This window comes from Herbaspirillum sp. WGmk3, from assembly GCF_023952535.1.
Lineage (GTDB): Bacteria > Pseudomonadota > Gammaproteobacteria > Burkholderiales > Burkholderiaceae_D > Herbaspirillum > Herbaspirillum huttiense.
The window spans coordinates 892345-908676 of sequence record NZ_JAKYWT010000002.1 but is presented as its reverse complement, the minus strand read 5'-3'; the positions used below and the strand labels follow the sequence as shown (position 1 = coordinate 908676).

17 protein-coding genes are annotated in these 16332 nt (G+C 62.8%); 13 read left to right on the top strand and 4 right to left on the bottom strand.

From position 1 onward, the window contains the following. Nucleotides 1–32: 32 nt before the first annotated feature. Both MKD49_RS09970 and MKD49_RS09965 read left to right on the top strand, forming a co-directional pair. Nucleotides 33–836 carry an antiactivator of flagellar biosynthesis FleN protein gene (locus MKD49_RS09970; protein ID WP_039788501.1) on the top strand — a complete coding sequence of 268 codons (804 nt, stop codon included), beginning with the start codon at nucleotides 33–35 and terminating at the stop codon, nucleotides 834–836. 5 nt (nucleotides 837–841) lie between these two features. Further along, nucleotides 842–1579, top strand: a complete 738-nt coding sequence (locus MKD49_RS09965) for an RNA polymerase sigma factor FliA (RefSeq protein WP_121039722.1) — start codon at nucleotides 842–844, stop codon at nucleotides 1577–1579. A 128-nt stretch (nucleotides 1580–1707) separates the two neighbouring features. Here the strand turns inward: MKD49_RS09965 and MKD49_RS09960 are convergent, their stop codons facing one another. The 3 genes from MKD49_RS09960 to flgA all read right to left on the bottom strand — a co-directional run bounded on the left by MKD49_RS09960 (nucleotide 1708) and on the right by flgA (nucleotide 3463). Continuing rightward, nucleotides 1708–2166 (bottom strand): flagella synthesis protein FlgN, encoded by a 459-nt coding sequence (locus MKD49_RS09960; protein WP_134135250.1) that lies wholly within the window; start codon nucleotides 2164–2166, stop codon nucleotides 1708–1710. Between the two features lie 31 nt (nucleotides 2167–2197). Further along, complete coding sequence (flgM, locus tag MKD49_RS09955; RefSeq protein ID WP_039788497.1) at nucleotides 2198–2512, bottom strand: flagellar biosynthesis anti-sigma factor FlgM; 315 nt, start codon at nucleotides 2510–2512, stop codon at nucleotides 2198–2200. A 213-nt stretch (nucleotides 2513–2725) separates the two neighbouring features. Beyond that, nucleotides 2726–3463 (bottom strand): flagellar basal body P-ring formation chaperone FlgA, encoded by a 738-nt coding sequence (gene flgA, locus MKD49_RS09950; protein ID WP_227022625.1) that lies wholly within the window; start codon nucleotides 3461–3463, stop codon nucleotides 2726–2728. Nucleotides 3464–3690: 227 nt separating this feature from the next. Here flgA and flgB point away from each other — a divergent pair, with 227 nt between their 5' ends. The 11 genes from flgB to flgL all read left to right on the top strand — a co-directional run bounded on the left by flgB (nucleotide 3691) and on the right by flgL (nucleotide 14812). Further along, a complete protein-coding gene (gene flgB, locus MKD49_RS09945; protein WP_039788493.1) occupies nucleotides 3691–4119 on the top strand; it encodes a flagellar basal body rod protein FlgB in 429 nt (142 codons plus the stop codon). A 5-nt stretch (nucleotides 4120–4124) separates the two neighbouring features. Continuing rightward, nucleotides 4125–4529, top strand: a complete 405-nt coding sequence (gene flgC, locus MKD49_RS09940; protein ID WP_034329665.1) for a flagellar basal body rod protein FlgC — start codon at nucleotides 4125–4127, stop codon at nucleotides 4527–4529. A 14-nt stretch (nucleotides 4530–4543) separates the two neighbouring features. Next, entirely contained in the window at nucleotides 4544–5269 is a 726-nt protein-coding gene (locus tag MKD49_RS09935) for a flagellar hook assembly protein FlgD (protein WP_034329667.1), read from the top strand. Nucleotides 5270–5308: 39 nt separating this feature from the next. Continuing rightward, complete coding sequence (gene flgE, locus MKD49_RS09930) at nucleotides 5309–6589, top strand: flagellar hook protein FlgE (protein WP_252696180.1); 1281 nt, start codon at nucleotides 5309–5311, stop codon at nucleotides 6587–6589. 110 nt (nucleotides 6590–6699) lie between these two features. Then, a complete protein-coding gene (flgF, locus tag MKD49_RS09925) occupies nucleotides 6700–7437 on the top strand; it encodes a flagellar basal-body rod protein FlgF (protein WP_034331591.1) in 738 nt (245 codons plus the stop codon). 64 nt (nucleotides 7438–7501) lie between these two features. Beyond that, the gene (flgG, locus tag MKD49_RS09920) at nucleotides 7502–8284 is read left to right on the top strand and encodes a flagellar basal-body rod protein FlgG (protein ID WP_034331590.1); all 783 of its coding nucleotides are present in this window, start codon (nucleotides 7502–7504) and stop codon (nucleotides 8282–8284) included. A 60-nt stretch (nucleotides 8285–8344) separates the two neighbouring features. Then, nucleotides 8345–9004, top strand: a complete 660-nt coding sequence (locus MKD49_RS09915; protein ID WP_134135366.1) for a flagellar basal body L-ring protein FlgH — start codon at nucleotides 8345–8347, stop codon at nucleotides 9002–9004. Between the two features lie 38 nt (nucleotides 9005–9042). Further along, nucleotides 9043–10173, top strand: a complete 1131-nt coding sequence (locus MKD49_RS09910) for a flagellar basal body P-ring protein FlgI (protein WP_134135252.1) — start codon at nucleotides 9043–9045, stop codon at nucleotides 10171–10173. Nucleotides 10174–10219: 46 nt separating this feature from the next. Further along, on the top strand, nucleotides 10220–11191 hold the full coding sequence (gene flgJ / locus MKD49_RS09905; RefSeq protein ID WP_039788487.1) for a flagellar assembly peptidoglycan hydrolase FlgJ: 972 nt from the start codon (nucleotides 10220–10222) through the stop codon (nucleotides 11189–11191). A gap of 145 nt (nucleotides 11192–11336) precedes the next feature. Next, nucleotides 11337–13658, top strand: a complete 2322-nt coding sequence (gene flgK / locus MKD49_RS09900; RefSeq protein ID WP_252696179.1) for a flagellar hook-associated protein FlgK — start codon at nucleotides 11337–11339, stop codon at nucleotides 13656–13658. A 20-nt stretch (nucleotides 13659–13678) separates the two neighbouring features. Continuing rightward, nucleotides 13679–14812: a flagellar hook-associated protein FlgL gene (flgL, locus tag MKD49_RS09895; protein WP_121039734.1), complete on the top strand. Its 1134-nt coding sequence runs from the start codon at nucleotides 13679–13681 to the stop codon at nucleotides 14810–14812. Nucleotides 14813–14926: 114 nt separating this feature from the next. On the opposite strand, the gene MKD49_RS09890 is transcribed toward flgL, so the two are convergent. Continuing rightward, on the bottom strand, nucleotides 14927–16327 hold the full coding sequence (locus MKD49_RS09890; RefSeq protein ID WP_252696178.1) for an efflux transporter outer membrane subunit: 1401 nt from the start codon (nucleotides 16325–16327) through the stop codon (nucleotides 14927–14929). Nucleotides 16328–16332: the final 5 nt, after the last annotated feature.

The window sequence follows — 16332 nt, the reverse complement described above, 5'->3', positions numbered from 1 at the left end:
ACGATATCGACCAGGCAGCAGGGCTGCGCCGGATGCTGGAGCGTCCGGTGCCCAGGCTGTTCACCTTCTTCTCGGTGCTGGGTGAGGAAGAGAAGAGTGCCATGCTCATCAATCTGGCGGCGTCCCTGTCGCAGGCCAAGCACAGCGTGCTGGTGGTGGATGGCGACGTTGCCACGACCGGTCTGCTGACCCGCATCGGCCTGCGTCACGACGTGGCGACGCTGCAGGAAGTGGCGCGGATGGAGCGTCCCATGGCGGAAGCCACACGGCTCCTGCCGGAAGGTTTTTCGATGGCGCGCATCGCCCGCCGCAGCGTGCCCTCGGCGACCGATCCGCATGCCGGCCGTCTGGCGGAGATCTTCGACAGCCTCATCGAGCAGGCCGAGATTACGCTCGTCAATGGCGTGCTGGCGCGCGACCTGTCGCTGCCGGTGCCGACCATGGAAATGGGCGAGATCGTGATCCAGGTCTCGACCACGGCGTCTTCCATCAAGGCGGCCTATGTGCTGCTGAAGAGCTTGAGCGACCGCATCGGCCGCCGTCCCTTCAGTCTCATCGTCAACGATGCCACCGAAGCCGAAGCCCGTACCGTCTACGCCAACATGGCCCAGGCGGCCAGCCGCTACCTGGCGGCGCAGCTCAATTTCATCGGCGCGATTCCGGCGGATGACCATATTCGCCGCGCCACCGGACAGGGGCGGGCGGTGATGGACGTGTTTCCCTTCGCCGGTGCCGCGCTGGCCTTCCAGCGCCTCTCCAAGCGCTTCACGGCCGGTCCGGATGCAGCCCGCAGCAGCTACGGGATGGCCACCGACGGTGCCAGTCTGGGAGTGTGACGTGCATGTATAACGTCAAGGGAAAAAAGGGCAAGAACGACGTACTGGAGCAGCATGCGCCGCTGGTCAAGAAACTGGCGCATCAGCTCAAGGCCAAGCTGCCCCCCAGCGTAGAGGTGGACGACCTGATCCAGGCCGGCATGATGGGCTTGCTCGACGCCGTCAACCGCTACGAGGAAACCCATGGCGCGCAGTTCGAGACCTACGCCGTGCAGCGCATCCGTGGTGCCATGCTGGATGAGCTGCGCAGCAGCGACTGGCTGCCGCGCAGCATCCGCCAGAATGCGCGCAAGGTGGAAGAAGCCATGCAGTCCCTGCTGCAGCAACTGGGCCGTCAGCCGCAAGAAGCGGAAGTGGCGCAGCACATGAAAATCAGCCTGGCCGAGTATCAGTCGCTGCTGACCGACTGCGGCGGCCACCAGTTGATCTATTACGAAGATTTTCACGACGACGATGGCGGCCACGAACACTTCCTGGACCGCTACCAGACCGGCGACGGCGATGATGATCCGCTGCAGAGCCTGATCAATGGCGGTTTCCGTGAAGCCGTGGTGGATTCCATCAAGGCCTTGCCCGAGCGTGAGCAGATCCTGATGGCGCTGTACTACGAGCAGGAAATGAACCTCAAGGAAATCGGCGCCGTCATGGGCGTTTCCGAATCGCGCGTGTGCCAGTTGCACAGCCAGGCGATCTCGCGCATGCGTTCGTATCTGCGCGAGCATTCCTGGAGCGGGGTGGCCTGAGGCTGCCTGCCTTCAGGGCGCAGATCCGAGAGAGGACGCAGGACGCGTTAACGACAAAGCCCGGCAAATGCCGGGCTTTTTGTTGATGCGATCTTGCTGTGCTTCCGTGAGCGGGAAGCGGCTGAAACTTATACCACGCCCAGACGGCGTCCCGAGGACCGGATGCTGTTCTGGCCGTCCGGGCCATAGAAATTGCCGGTGCCGGTCTTGCCCTGCAGGATGGTCAGGGCGCTCTGATTGATGGACAGCTTCTTGCCGATCAGCAGGCCATTGACGCGGTTCAGTTCCTTGGCGTCCTGCGCAAGTTCGAACAGGCTGGCCCAGATCTCGCGGTCAGCGTCGCCGGCTTGCTCATTCATCCACTGTTGCATGCCGCTTTCATCTGCACTGTAGCCGAGGCTGCCCAGCAGCGCATGGCGATTGCCGGCCAGCGTGGACATTTCAGCAACGATGGCGGCCTTTTCGGTAATGATGTCGGTCAGGCCTTCGGCGGTGGCTTCCGCCAGCAGTGCCTGTTCCTGGCTCAGTTTTTCCACCAGGCGCGACAGCGCGGCGTGTTCCAGGGACAGGTTGCTGGCCGGATTCATGCGAAAGATCCTCTGAGCGGTAAAACGGGAATCAGGCCGGGCGGGCGCTGATGAGATTCTTGACAGTATCGATCACGCCGTCGGCGATCTTGTCGGCATCGATCTGGAAAGTGCCGTTGGCGATGGCCGCTTTCAGCTTTTCCACTTTTTCGGCATTGAAACCGCCGTTTTTGGTGTCCTTGGTTTCCAGCGCCTGATAGGTGCTGGACAAGCGCACGCTGTCCGAAGCCGCTTTGGTGGCGGCCGGGTCAGTGCCCGCAGGATTGGCGGCAGTCGTGTTGCGGGTCTGCGTTTGCGTCTGCTCGGTGTTGAGGGCAGCAGATTTGAGGGCGTCGTTAACGTTCACGGCAGTATTCCTTGTAGGGTGGGGGCGCTTCGCACCCGCCTGTCGTATGGATTATCGACCAGTTCTGGGCAAACTTTAACATTCCCGCACCTGAATTAAGCTGAATTCGGGTACTTTTCTTCACATTCCTGTCCGGGCGATCCGCTGCGTTTCGCGCGGGACTTGCCCTGCGGGAAATTGCTTCATATCAATGGAGAAACCGGGGCCACCGACTCAATAGTTGATTTCCAGAATCCCGCCCGCTTTGGCAATACCGCTCACCACTTGGCCGGCCGCCGTCCGCGCCTGGGCCATCTGGCCTTCGTTGGCATTGGTCAGGGCGCGCGCTTCGGTGGAAATCTGGAAGCCCGGGCCGATCGATACGACCCGTACCGCCTGGCCTTGCTGCACCACGCGCTGGTTGCGGATGGTATCGAGGCGCAGCGGCGTACCGGCGCGCAGCGACATGTTGGCGACGCGGCCGATGACCTGTGATTCTTCGGTGATCACGCCGCTGGGCAGCGCCGACATGTCGCCGCGAATGCGCGTGATGTCGCTGGCGCTGATGGTCTGGCCCTGGGCCAGCGGGACGGCGGCGACCAGGTAATCCGAGATCACCTGCACGTTGGCGCGCAAGTAGATGGTCCAAGGGGAGGGGGCCACGCACTTGATGCCGACCGTGGTGCGGCCGAACAGGCGGCCACCATTGGGCATGAAGGCTTGAGGTTCAAGGCAGGCCGCCAGCGTCAGGCGTGCATCGGCGGGATCGATGGTGACCGTGACGCTGCCGGGCAAGCCCGAGGTCTGGCTTTTCAGGAATTGCTCTGCCACTTGTTGCAAGGCTTGCAAGTCCTGCTTTTGGGGGGAGTTGGGGTCGTTCTGGGCGAGCGCAGGCGCAGTCGCCCCCAGGCCGGCTGCCAGCAAGGACAGGACGGCGAAAGTGCGGCGCAGGGCGCGGAAAGCGTGTTTCATTTTGTGCAACTTGCCCGCAGGGCATAGGCGAATCTTGGCACTCATGGTACGTCGCGCGCGCGAGGTCAAAAGGGCAAACAGGGGAGGCTTTTCTCTCTTTATCGCCCCTTAGAGTTCGGGGTGCGAACGTATGATCAAGCCTACGTAATTCCATCATCGGCGCAGTCCGCAAGCGGCCCGGCAACAGGCCGGGCAGGACAGGGGGCGCTGTACTTCCGGAGGACCTGATGGTCTCTAAGCTCGACGATTATTTCCGTTTCAACGAGATGGCGCTGAACCTGCGGTCCCAGCGCCAGCAGGTGCTGGCGTCCAACATCGCCAACGCGGACACGCCCAACTACAAGGCGCGTGACGTCAACTTTGCCGACGCTCTCAAGAATGCGCTGGACAGCAAGTCCAACACGATCCCGCCGCTGCAGCTGGAGCGCACTGCTGCCACGCACGTGGCCGGCACCGCGCCCGACAACGGTCCGGGCAGCATCGGCGGCACCGCCTTGCAGTACCGCACACCGGCCCAGGGCAGCGTGGACGGCAATACGGTCGATATGGATGTGGAGCGCAATGAATTCCTAGACAACGGCATCCGCTACGAAGCCGGCGTCACCTCCGTGAACGGCCAGATCAAGGCCATGCTGAACGCTATCCAACCGGGCTGATAAACATGTCTCTTTCCAACATCTTCAACGTCGCCGGCTCGGCCATGAGCGCCCAGGCACAGCGCCTCAACGCCACGGCCAGCAACATCGCCAACGCCGACAGCGCGACCAGCCCCGATGGCACGCCGTACAAGGCCAAGCAGGTGGTGTTCGAAGCCATTCCGGTGGGCAGCGTCAAGGACAGCGGCGTGAAAGTGGCGGCCGTGGTCGAGAATCAGGCCCCGCCCAAGCTGGTCTACGACCCCAAGCATCCCATGGCCGATGGCAATGGCTACGTCGCCATGCCCAACGTCAATCCGGTCGAGGAAATGGTCAACATGATCTCGGCCTCCCGCTCTTACCAGACCAATGTGGAAACGATGAACACGGCCAAGGCCATGCTCGTCAAGACCCTCACCATCGGCCAATAACCAGGACCTGAACCATGGCAATCGTCTCCAGTGACCTGCTCACCGCAATGAATGGCACGAGCAGCAGCTCGTCCACTACCACCAGCTCTTCCAGCCTGGACAACAACAGCCCGGACGCGATCCAGAACCGCTTCCTGACGCTCTTGATTGCGCAGATGAAGAACCAGGATCCCAGCAACCCGATGGACAACTCGCAGCTGACCACCCAGATGGCACAGTTGTCGACGGTCACGGGCATCAGCCAGCTGAACAATTCGCTGTCCACGCTGATGAGCAACCTCAATTCCTCGCAGGCGCTGTCGACCGCCAACATGATCGGCCACAGCGTGCTGGCCCCGGGCAACAGCATCCAGCTGACCAGCGATACCACCAAGGATGCCAGCGGTACGGAAACCACCAGCCAGAAGGCGGTGTTCGGCGTGAACCTGTCCGGTACCGCCTCCTCCGTAGTGGTCACCATCAAGGATTCCTCGGGTGCCGTGGTGCACACCACCGACTTGGGCACCCAGGCCGCCGGCGTGGTGCCGGTGATCTGGGACGGCTCCAACGATACCGGCGGCAAGGTGGCCGACGGCAATTACACCTTCACCGTCAGTGCCTCCAACAATGGCACTGCAGTCACCGCTTCGACCCTGTCGTTCGGTACCGTTTCCAGCGTCTCGACTGCGTCGGACGGCGTCAAGCTCAACGTCACCAATGTCGGCACCATCAAGCCGACCGACGTCGTGCAAATTCTTTAATCGTCATTACCGACAACATTCGGAACAAGGGGATATCTCATGAGTTTTCAGCAAGGTCTGAGCGGACTGAACGGCGCAGCCAAGAGCCTGGACGTCATCGGTAATAACGTGGCCAACGCCAGCACGGTGGGTTTCAAGCAGTCGCAGACGCAGTTTGCCGACATGTACGCCAATTCCATGAACCGTTCCGGCAATTCGCCGGTGGGTATCGGTGTGACGGTCGCCAATGTGGCGCAACAGTTCACCCAGGGCAATATCACGTCGTCCAACAACCCGCTGGATATCGCCATCAATGGTGACGGTTTCTTCCAGTTGGCCGCCAGCTCCAGCGACCTGTCGCCGATGTACGGCCGCAATGGCCAGTTCCAGCTCGACAAGAACGGTTACATCGTCAACCCCAGCATGAACGGGGCCTTCCTGATGGGTTATGCAGCCGGTGTGACCGGTGGCGATCCGGTGCGCCTGCAGATTGATACCTCCTCGATCCCGGCGACCACCACCACCACCGTCAATACCAAGGTCAACCTGGATTCGCGCGTGACCGTGCCGACCACGACCACTTTCAGCGCCACCGACCCGACCTCGTACAACAACTCGACCGGCGTGACCATCTATGACAGCCTGGGCAATCCGTACAGCGTCCAGACTTTCTATGTGAAGAACACGCCGACCGGCACGCCGCCGACCACTACCTGGGACGTCTACGCCACCGTCGACGGCAAGACCCTGACCACCACCTCGGGCGGCACGGTCCCCCTGAAGCTGGGTTCGATGGTGTTCGATTCGACCGGTACCCTGACCTCGGGCGGTGCCATGACCATCGACCTGACTACGACCGGTACCAACCCCGGGGTGGCCAAGGCGGGCGGCAACTTCGCCAGCACCATTGCGCTGAGCTACACCGGCTCGACCCAGACCGGTTCGGCCTTCGTCAACCTGGCGCAGAGCCAGAACGGCATGCCGCCGGGCACCCTGTCGAGCTTCTCGATCGACAAGGACGGCACCATCGTCGGTTCCTACAGCAACCAGCAGACCAAGAATCTGGGCAGCGTGGTGCTGGTCAATTTCGCCAACCCCAACGGCCTGCAGCCGCTGGGCAACAACCTGTACTCCGCCACCGCCGCCGCCGGCAGCCCGCTGGTGGGCAAGCCGACCACCGGTACCTTCGGTACCCTGCAGGCACGTGCGGTGGAAGACTCCAACGTCGACCTGACCGCCGAGCTGGTCAACATGATCGTGGCGCAGCGTGTCTACCAGGCCAACTCGCAGACCATCAAGGTGCAGGATACCGTGCTGCAGACGCTGGTCAGCCTGCGCTAACAGGGTGATCCGGCGCGCCTTGCGGCGCGCCTGCTTCAAGGCTGCCGGCGTCGCCGGTGGCCGGTTTCAACCGGTGGTGCCAGGGATGGGTGCCACCACTAAGGGGTGATATGGATCGTCTGGTCTATACAGCGATGTCGGGCGCCAAGCACACGCTTGAGCAGCAAGCCAGCGCCAGCAACAACCTGGCCAATGCCACGACCACGGGCTTTCGTGCCCAATTGAATACCTTCCGTTCGGCACCGGTGGTGGGGCAGGGCTTGCCGACGCGTGCTTTCGTGGTGGACTCCACTGCAGGCAATGATTTTTCGCAGGGTCCGATCCAGGACACCGGCCGTGCGCTGGATGTGGCCATTCAGGGCCGTGGCTGGATCGCGGTGCAGACTGCCGATGGCGGCGAAGCCTACACCCGCAACGGCAGCTTCAAGATCAACGAGAACGGCATCCTGCAGACCCAGAACGGCCAGTCCGTGCAGGGTGACGGCGGTCCGATCACGATTCCGCCCGATACCACCGTGGCCATCGCGGCTGACGGCACGGTGTCGTCGATCCCGACCAACGGCATTCCCAATGCGGTCAACGTGCTGGGCCGCATCAAGCTGGTCAACCCGGACGAGAAGAACCTGAAACGCGGCGACGACGGCCTGTTCCGCACCATCACCGGTGCCGCCCAGCCCGACGCCAACGTGCGCCTGGCCAGCGGTGCGGTCGAAGGCAGCAACGTGAACGTGGTGGAAGCGATGGTCAACATGATCAACCTGTCGCGCCAGTTCGAAATGAACATGAAAGTGATCCAGACCGCCGAAAGTGATTCCACCAAGGCGACCACGATCCTGTCGCTGTCTTGATGCTGCCTACGCACCTGACCTCACCGATGCACCGCAGCGCAAGCGCTGATTACCGGAGAAACAAATGATTCGTTCCCTGTGGATTTCCAAGACCGGCCTGGATGCGCAACAGACGCAACTGGACGTGATCTCCAACAACCTGGCCAACGTCAGCACCAACGGTTTCAAGCGTTCGCGCGCCGTGTTCGAAGACCTGCTGTACCAGACCGTGCGCCAGCCCGGTGCCCAGTCCTCGCAGCAGACGCAATTGCCCTCGGGCCTGCAGATCGGTACCGGCGTGCGTCCGGTCGCCACCGAACGTATCTTCACCCAAGGCAACGTCAACCAGACCAACAATGACAAGGATCTGGCGATTCAGGGCAACGGCTTCTTCCAGATCCTGCTGCCGGACGGCACCACCGCCTATACCCGCGACGGTTCCTTCCAGACCGACAGTCAGGGCCAGATGGTGACCTCCAGCGGCTATACGCTGCAGCCGCCGATCACCATTCCGCTCAACACCACCAAGCTGACCGTGGGCCGTGACGGTACCGTCTCGATCATGCAGGCCGGTTCGACCGCCACCACCCAGATCGGCACCATCCAGGTCGCCACCTTCATCAACCCGGCCGGTCTGGAAAGCCGTGGCGAGAACCTGTACGTGGAAACCGCCGCTTCCGGTACCCCGAACCCGAACACCCCGGGCACCAACGGTGCCGGTGCCCTGTGGCAGGGTTACGTGGAAACCTCCAACGTGAACGTGGTGGAAGAACTGGTCAACATGATCCAGACCCAGCGCGCCTACGAAATCAACAGCAAGGCCATCACCACTTCCGACCAGATGCTGGCCAAGATTTCGCAGCTGTAATGCAGTCGTGCAGTGGTTTTTGAACAAGGCAGTCGGTAGCAGAAGAAGGACGAGGCAATGATGAAAAGCATGCTGAAATTGGCCACCATCGCGGGCGTGTTGGGCGTGAGCGCCTGCACCACCGTGCCGGACAGTATCGTGACCGGGCCCAAGACGGCGCGTCCGCAACCGGCTTCCTATGCGCCGCCGACCTCGGGCGCGATCTTCCAGTCGGCGGTCTACCGGCCGTTGCTGGAAGACCGTCGCGCGCGCCTGGTGGGTGACACCATCACCATCGTCATCAACGAAAAGACCAGTGCCGTCAAGTCGGCCGGGAGTTCGGCCAGCAAGACAGGCACGGTAGCCTCGCCGGCACCGACCATCTTCGGCACATCCATCAAGGAGTTGTCCGCCTCCGGTACCTCGTCCTCCAAATTCGAGGACAAGGGCGCCACCAGCTCCAGCAACACCTTCACCGGCACCATCGGCGTGACCGTGGTGGAAGTGCTCCCCAACGGCAACCTGGTGGTCTCGGGTGAAAAGCAGGTGGCGCTGGACAAGGGCGTGGAATATGTCCGCTTCTCCGGCACCGTCAGCCCCGACAACATCCAGACCGGCAACACCGTTTCGTCTACCCTGGTGGCTGACGCCAAGGTCGAATACCGTACCAATACCCGCGTCGACATGGCTGACTTCATGTCCTCGCTGGGCCGTTTCTTCTTCAGCGTTTCTCCTTTCTGATGTGGAGTAGTGCAATGACCCGGAAAGGATTTTTCGCCATGGACATGATCAGGATGGGCAGCAAGCTCCTGTCGGCTGCTGCCGTGGCCGCACTGTGCGTGGCCGCTGCTGCGCCGGCCCACGCCGAGCGCCTCAAGGACCTGGCCAGCATCCAGGGCGTGCGTCAGAACCAGCTGGTAGGTTACGGGCTGGTGGTAGGTCTTGACGGCAGCGGTGACCAGACCACACAGACACCCTTTACGGTGCAGAGCGTGGTGAGCATGCTGCAGCAACTGGGCGTGAACGTGCCCAGCGGCACCAGCAGCAACATGCAGCTGAAGAACGTGGCGGCAGCGATGGTGACGGCTACCTTGCCGGCCTTCGCGCAGCCGGGCCAGCTGATCGACGTGACGGTTTCTTCCATCGGCAACGCCAAGAGCATTCGCGGCGGCACGCTGCTGATGGCTCCCCTGAAGGGTGCGGACGGCCAGATCTATGCCATCGCCCAGGGCAACATCGTGGTCGGTGGTGCTGGCGGTTCGGCTGCCGGCAGCAGCACCGTCATCAACCAGCTGTCGGCAGGGCGCATCTCGGGCGGTGCGACCGTGGAACGGGCGGTGCCCAGTTCCCTCGGTGGCGGCGACATGGTCATGCTGGAACTGAACGACAATGATTTCTCGACCGCCAGCCGGGTGGTCGATGCGCTCAACAAGCGTTTTGGCAGCGACACCGCCGTGGCCCAGGATGGCCGCGTGATTCGGGTGCGCGCACCGATCTCCAGCGGCGACCGCGTGGCCTTCCTCGGCGCGCTCGAAAACGTCGATGTCACGCCCGGCAAGCTGGCCGCCAAGGTGATCCTGAATGCCCGTACCGGCTCGGTGGTGATGAACCAGAGCGTCATGCTCGATACCTGCGCGGTCTCGCACGGCAACCTGTCGGTGGTGATCCAGGCCGACAATGCGGTCAGCCAGCCCAATGCCCTGGCCGGTGGCCAGACCGCGGGCGTGCAGAATGCCCAGGTCTCGATCAACAAGGAGCCGGGCAAGGTCATGCTGTTGAAGGGCGGGGCCTCGCTGTCCGATGTGGTCAAGGCGCTCAATGCCATCGGTGCCACGCCGCAGGACTTGCTGGCCATCCTGCAGGCCATGAAGGCGGCCGGTTCGCTGCGCGCAGAACTCGAAGTGATCTGACGCTCCGGACTGATCCGACACCCAACGCTTTCCACCAAGGTAATCCATGCTCAACAAGATCAACCCATCCAATCCGACCGAGGGACTTGCCGTCGATGCGAATGGGCTGAACGGCCTGCGTGAGGCTGCCAAGCAGAACACGCCGGAGTCCGTCAAGGGCGCAGCCAAGCAATTCGAGGCGCTGTTCCTGAACATGGTGATGAAGAGCATGCGGGATGCCACCCCGCAGAACGGCCCGTTCGACAACGAACAGACCAAGATGTTTACCTCCATGCTGGACCAGCAACTGAGCCAGAGCCTGGCCCAGCGCGGCGTGGGCCTGGCTGACGTGCTGACGCGCCAGCTCTCGGCCTCGCTGCCCAAGAAACTGCCGGACGCGCAAGACCTGGAAGGCAGTCCCTTGCCGGGCGAAGAGGGCCTGCCGATGGGCATTCCGTTGGTCAAGGACATGAGCGATGCCGACCGCGCCAAGTTCATCCAGAGCTTCGCCAGCCAGCAGGCGGCGGAGAGTACGGACCAGGATGGCCGCAACAAGCAGCGCCGCAATTCCAACAAGCCGGCCCACGTCGAAGCCTTCCAGAACCGCCTGCAGGCCGACGCCGAAATGGCCAGCAAGATGACCGGCATTCCGGCCAAGTTCATGCTGGCGCAGGCCGCGCTGGAAACCGGCTGGGGCAAGAAGGAAATCGTCACGCGCGATGGCCGCTCGGCGCACAACCTGTTCGGCATCAAGGCCACCGGCAACTGGACCGGCAAGGTGGTCGAGGCCACCACCATCGAATACATCAACGGCAAACCGCAGAAGCGCGTGGAGAAATTCCGCGCCTATGATTCCTATGCGGATGCCTTCAAGGATTACGCCAACTTGCTGCGCAGCAATCCGCGCTACGAGAAGGTACTGGCCAGCGCCCAGGATGCCCACGGCTTCGCCTATGGGCTGCAGCGCGCCGGCTATGCGACCGATCCGCATTATGCGGAGAAGCTTTCGCGCATCATCCGCCAGTCGCTCTCGGCCTGATTTTTCAGCGCCGCAGGGCGTGTCCGGGCGGCAAGCTCATCGGTTCCGGCCGGAAACAAATTTGGCCCGGAGCCTCTAAAGTTTTGGTCAATCCTGCCGTTGACTTGGTTATTCCGCTAAAAGCTTTCAGGGACGACAACCTAGCATGGCAACTAACATCTTCAGTATCGGGCAAAGCGCGTTGCAGGCGGCCATGGCGGCGCAGGCCACCACCAGCCACAACATCTCCAACGCCACCACTCCCGGCTACAACCGCCAGGAAGTCGTGCAAAGCTCGGCCGGCGGCATCAACTACGGTTACGGTTTCGTCGGCCAGGGCACCCAGGTCACCGAGATCAAGCGCATCTACAACGACTTCCTGACCAAGCAGGCGCTGGCCTCGCAGAGTTCGGCCAGTTCGCTGGATTCGTACTACTCCCAGATCTCGCAGATCAACAACATGGTGGCCGACACCAAGGCCGGCCTGTCGCCCGCGCTGCAGGATTTCTTTGCGGCAGTCCAGAACCTGGCCTCCAACCCGAATACCCAGGCTTCGCGCCAGTCGGTGCTGTCGCAGGCGTCGACGCTAGTGGCGCGCGTCTCCAGCATCAATGACCAGCTGGCCCAGAGCAGCGCCAGCGTCAACAGCCAGATCACCTCCACGGTGACCAGCATCAATTCCTATGCCCAGCAGATCGCCAAGCTGAACCAGGCCATCGTCAATGCCAACGGTACCGGTGGCGGCCAGCCGCCCAACGATCTGCTGGACCAGCGCGACCAGCTGGTGTCCGAGCTGAACAAGTACGTCAAGATCACCACTGTGCCGCAGGATACTGGCGCGGTGAGCGTGTTCATCGGCACCGGCCAGGCGCTGGTGACGGGCGACCAGGTCACCCAGATGGTGGTGACCAATTCGCCTACCGACGTCTCGCGTCTGCAGATCGGCCAGGTCACTGCGGGCGGCGGCACGGTCACGATTCCCGACAGCTTCTTCTATGACGGCGGCAGCCTGGGCGGTCTGCTCAAGTACCGCACGGAAACGCTGGATCCGACCCAGAACGCTTTGGGGCGCATCGCCATCGCCATGGGCACGGCCTTCAACCAGCAACAGAAGCTGGGCCTGGACCAGAACGGCAATGCCGGCACGGCCATGTTCAACGTCAGTTCGCCCAACCTGATCGGTTTCCCCGGCAATACCGGGACCACCAACCTGACGGCGACCATCAGCGATCCCTCGGCACTGAGCACCAGCGACTACACGCTGAGCTATGACGGCACCAACTACACCTTCACCCGGCTGTCGGACAACACCAAGACCGTCAAGGTCGCGGGTGATTTCCCGGTCACGCTCGATGGCGTGACCTACTCCAACGGTGCGACCCCGGGTGGTGCGCCGACCATGGCCAGCGGCAACACCTACAAGATCCAGCCGACCGCCAACGGCGCAGCTGCCTTCTCGCTGGCGCTCAACAATACCCAGTTGCTGGCCACGGCCGCGCCGATCACCACCTCGATCAACGCCACCAACAACGTCAATGCCAGCACGCCGGGCACCAATACGGGCAATGCGATCATCTCCAACACCTCGCTGGATCCGACTACCTTCAAGCAGGGCTCCTCGGTCGCCTTCACGGCTTCCCTGAGCGGCACCCAGGTGCAACTGACGGCGGCCTGGACCGGAGCAACGCCGGCACCTGCGGTGACGTATACCAATCCGGACGGCACCACCGGTTCGGTGGCAGCCGGCACGGCGTTCAACTACACGCCGGGCATGACCATCAGCAGCGGTGGCGTGACTTACTCCCTGACCGGCACACCGTCGGCCGGCGACCAGTTCAACTTCGCGCCGGTGGCGGCCAACAAGGGCACGGCGACGATCAACACCGGTTCGGTCACGGCGGCGTACCTGACCACCACCACGCCGCTGACCAAGCCGACCACGCTGACCTACAACACCGCGGCCACGCCGCCGGCGTTCACCATTTCGCCGGCCGTGCCTGCTGGTGGCGGCACCATCACCCACCAGGATGGCACCACCACCGCCATCGCAGGCGGTGCCACCAGCCTGGCCTATACCGCTGGCGACACCTACGAGATCAGCGGCGTCAAGTTCAAGATTTCGGGCCAGCCGTCCAATGGCGACCAGTTCACCATTGCCGCCAACACCAGCGCCGCGTCGGACAACCGCAACGCGCTGGCCATGGCCAACCTGCAGACGGCCAACACCATCAATGGCACCACCTTCCAGGGTTCCTACTCGCAGCTGGTGGCCACCATCGGCAACAAGACCAACGAGATCAACGTCACCAACACGGCCGAGAAGACGCGCCTGACGGCGATCCAGGCCCAGCAGCAGTCCGAGTCCGGGGTCAATCAGGACGAGGAATTGGCGCAGATGATCAAGAACCAGCAGCAGTACCAGGCCGCGGCCAAGATCATCCAGGCCGCCAGCGACATGATCAATGTCCTGCTCACCCTGGGCGGTTAATCAGTTAAAGGAAGACGACCATGCGTATTAGCACCCAGATGCTCTATCAGTCGAGCAACAATGACCTGACCAGCATGCAGAGCCAGATCCTGAAGCTGACGCAGCAGGTGACGGCGCAGCAGAAGGTGTTGTTGCCCTCGGATGATCCGGTGGCTGCCGCCCGCGCGCTGGACATGACCCAGACCTCGGCCCTCAACGACCAGTACAAGACCAATCGCCAGAACGCCAACAGCGCGCTGTCGACCGTGCAGGGAACCCTGGACAGCCTGACCAACATGCTGACCAAGCTGAAATCCAACGTCATCACGGCCGGCAATGCCTCCTACTCGAACGCCGAGCGTATCAACATGGCGTCCGAGATCAAGGGCAACCTCAACGAAGTGCTGGGCTATGCCAATGCCCAGGACGGGCAGGGCAACTACATCTTCTCCGGCTTCAAGAGCACGACGCAACCCTTCACGCTGGATGGTACCGGCGGCGTGGTCTACAACGGCGACCAGGGGGCCATGACGCTGCAGGTGGACTCGACCCGCCAGATGGATGTCAGCGCCTCGGGCCAGACGGTGTTCCAGGGCAATGGCCAGGACATCTTCAAGACCATGACCAACCTGATCAACGTCTTGTCGGTGCCGGTGACCGAAGCCGCCAACAAGGCCGATGACACGGCCGCCAACAACTACGTCTATCCCGCTGGCAGCGGCCAGACCCCGATCGCCGCCTACAAGGCGGCCCAGGCTACCCTGGATGCCATGAAGCCGGACGATCCGGGCTACCAGGCGCAGTTCACCTCGACCGCCGCACTCAAGCTGCAGTCGGATGCGGCCAATGCGGCACGTACCCCGGTGGTCGGCAGCCAGGCGGCACTGGCACGCAACCTGGCGCAGTTCAACACCCAGATCGACTCGATCTCCAGCAGCGTGTCCACCGTCAAGGCATCCATCGGCGCGCGCCAGAACGAGCTGGACAACCTCGACGCCGCCGGTGAAGTCAACAAGGAAAACTACACGCAGACCATCAACAACCTGCTGGGCCGCAACCTGTCCGATACCAGCGAGCTGATCAGCGACCTGACGCTCAAGCAGACCTATCTGTCGGCGGCGCAGAAGGTGTTCGTCACCACCAGTGGCCTGACTTTGCTGAATTACCTGAAATAATGAATTTACTTTCACAGCGACGGCGTTCCAGGCCGATCGCCGTGAAGGAAAATGCAAAAAAGGCGAACCCGCGGGTTCGCCTTTTTATTTGCTGCGGACACAAACCGCCACCGCTCATTGCGGCGGAGTCGCACGGGCATCGCCGCCCAGGGCCTGGTACAGCGTCATCTGGTTTTTCAGCTGGTTCAGGCGGACCTGCGCCAGCGTGTTCTCGGCGCTGCGGCGTTTGTCCTGCTGATCCAGCCAGGATTGCAAGGTCACCGAGCCAGCCCGGTAACGCAGTTCGTAGAGCTGTTCGGCTGCCCGTGCCACCTCGACGTTGCGCGCCAGCAGCGCCTGCTGCCGGGCGTATTGCGTGCGCGCCGAAAGGGCGTTCTCGACGTCGCTGAAGGCGGCGTACAGAGTCTGGCGGAACTGGGTGACGGCGCTCTCATAGTCGGCCTGCGAGACCTTGATCTGCAGCTTCATCTGGGTCTGCTGCAAAAACGGCAGGCTCAACTGCGCCGCCAGCGAGGCTACCGGATTCTGCACCAGGCGCAGCAAGGCGTCGCTGCTGGTCCCCAGCGATCCGGTCAGGCTCAGCTTCGGATAGAAACTGGCGCGCGTCAGGTCGACGTTGGCCAGCGACTCGCGCAAGCGCAATTCAGCCGCCTGCAGATCCGGACGCCGCGCCAGCAGCTCGGCCGGCAGGCCCGCCTCCAGCACCGGCAGCGGCTGCTCCGGCAGCGCCGGAGGCAGGCTGCGGCGCTGGCCGGGCGGGCTGTCGAACAGGATGGCCAGGGCATTGTCATTTTCCACCTGTTGCTGCACCAGTTCGGTATAGCTGGCTTGCTGGCTCAGCAGGTTCTGCTGTGCGGTCAGCACATCCACAGACGACACCGCCCCTGCGCGGTACTGGGTATTGATCAGGTCCAGGGTCTTCTGCGCATAGGCGATGCTCTGCTCGGCAGTGCGCAGCCGCTGGTTCAGGTAGGCACCGGTCCAGTACAAGTTGGCGGTGGTGCCGACCAGCGAGAGCGCCGTGGCCGCGCGGTCCTGCTCGGTGGCCAAGGCTTCCCAGCGGGCGACGTCGTAATTGGCACCCAGGCGGCCCCACAGGTCGACCTCGTAGGAAAGGCTCAGCGAATTCTGGCTGCTGCGGGCAGTCTGGCGATTGCCATCGAGCGCCTTGCTGGCGGTGCTGCCCACTTGTCCGCTGAGCGCCGGGACGAAGGCATCATTGGCGATCCCGGCCTGCAACTGGGCGCGCCTGACCTTGATGGTCGCCAGCGCCAGGTTGTTGTTCTTGCGCAGGGCCTCATCGATCAGGGCGCTGAGGGTCTCATCGCCGAAGCCTTGCCACCAGCGGCTGGCGTTGACGGCAGCGGCCGGGTCGCGCTGTTGCCAGGCGGGCGGGGTCTGGGTCACTGGTGCGGTGTAGGGCGTGCGCACCAGCGAACTGCAGCCGCCCAGCAGGGCCAGCGCCAGCAACAGCGCGAAGCGGGAAGGAGGAGGGAAGGACAGGAACTTGGACATGACGG

Bases quoted from the DNA above. Each gene is read 5' to 3' on its own strand.
- flgC (WP_034329665.1), top strand. From the start codon at position 4,125: ATGTCTCTTTCCAACATCTTCAACGTCGCCGGCTCGGCCATGAGCGCC.
- flgK (WP_252696179.1), top strand. From the start codon at position 11,337: ATGGCAACTAACATCTTCAGTATCGGGCAAAGCGCGTTGCAGGCGGCC.
- MKD49_RS09915 (WP_134135366.1), top strand. From the start codon at position 8,345: ATGAAAAGCATGCTGAAATTGGCCACCATCGCGGGCGTGTTGGGCGTG.
- MKD49_RS09935 (WP_034329667.1), top strand. From the start codon at position 4,544: ATGGCAATCGTCTCCAGTGACCTGCTCACCGCAATGAATGGCACGAGC.
- flgL (WP_121039734.1), top strand. From the start codon at position 13,679: ATGCGTATTAGCACCCAGATGCTCTATCAGTCGAGCAACAATGACCTG.
- MKD49_RS09965 (WP_121039722.1), top strand. From the start codon at position 842: ATGTATAACGTCAAGGGAAAAAAGGGCAAGAACGACGTACTGGAGCAG.
- flgE (WP_252696180.1), top strand. From the start codon at position 5,309: ATGAGTTTTCAGCAAGGTCTGAGCGGACTGAACGGCGCAGCCAAGAGC.
- flgB (WP_039788493.1), top strand. From the start codon at position 3,691: ATGGTCTCTAAGCTCGACGATTATTTCCGTTTCAACGAGATGGCGCTG.
- MKD49_RS09970 (WP_039788501.1), top strand. From the start codon at position 33: ATGCTGGAGCGTCCGGTGCCCAGGCTGTTCACCTTCTTCTCGGTGCTG.
- MKD49_RS09890 (WP_252696178.1), bottom strand. From the start codon at position 16,327: ATGTCCAAGTTCCTGTCCTTCCCTCCTCCTTCCCGCTTCGCGCTGTTG.
- flgF (WP_034331591.1), top strand. From the start codon at position 6,700: ATGGATCGTCTGGTCTATACAGCGATGTCGGGCGCCAAGCACACGCTT.
- MKD49_RS09960 (WP_134135250.1), bottom strand. From the start codon at position 2,166: ATGAATCCGGCCAGCAACCTGTCCCTGGAACACGCCGCGCTGTCGCGC.
- MKD49_RS09910 (WP_134135252.1), top strand. From the start codon at position 9,043: ATGGACATGATCAGGATGGGCAGCAAGCTCCTGTCGGCTGCTGCCGTG.
- flgA (WP_227022625.1), bottom strand. From the start codon at position 3,463: ATGAAACACGCTTTCCGCGCCCTGCGCCGCACTTTCGCCGTCCTGTCC.
- flgJ (WP_039788487.1), top strand. From the start codon at position 10,220: ATGCTCAACAAGATCAACCCATCCAATCCGACCGAGGGACTTGCCGTC.
- flgG (WP_034331590.1), top strand. From the start codon at position 7,502: ATGATTCGTTCCCTGTGGATTTCCAAGACCGGCCTGGATGCGCAACAG.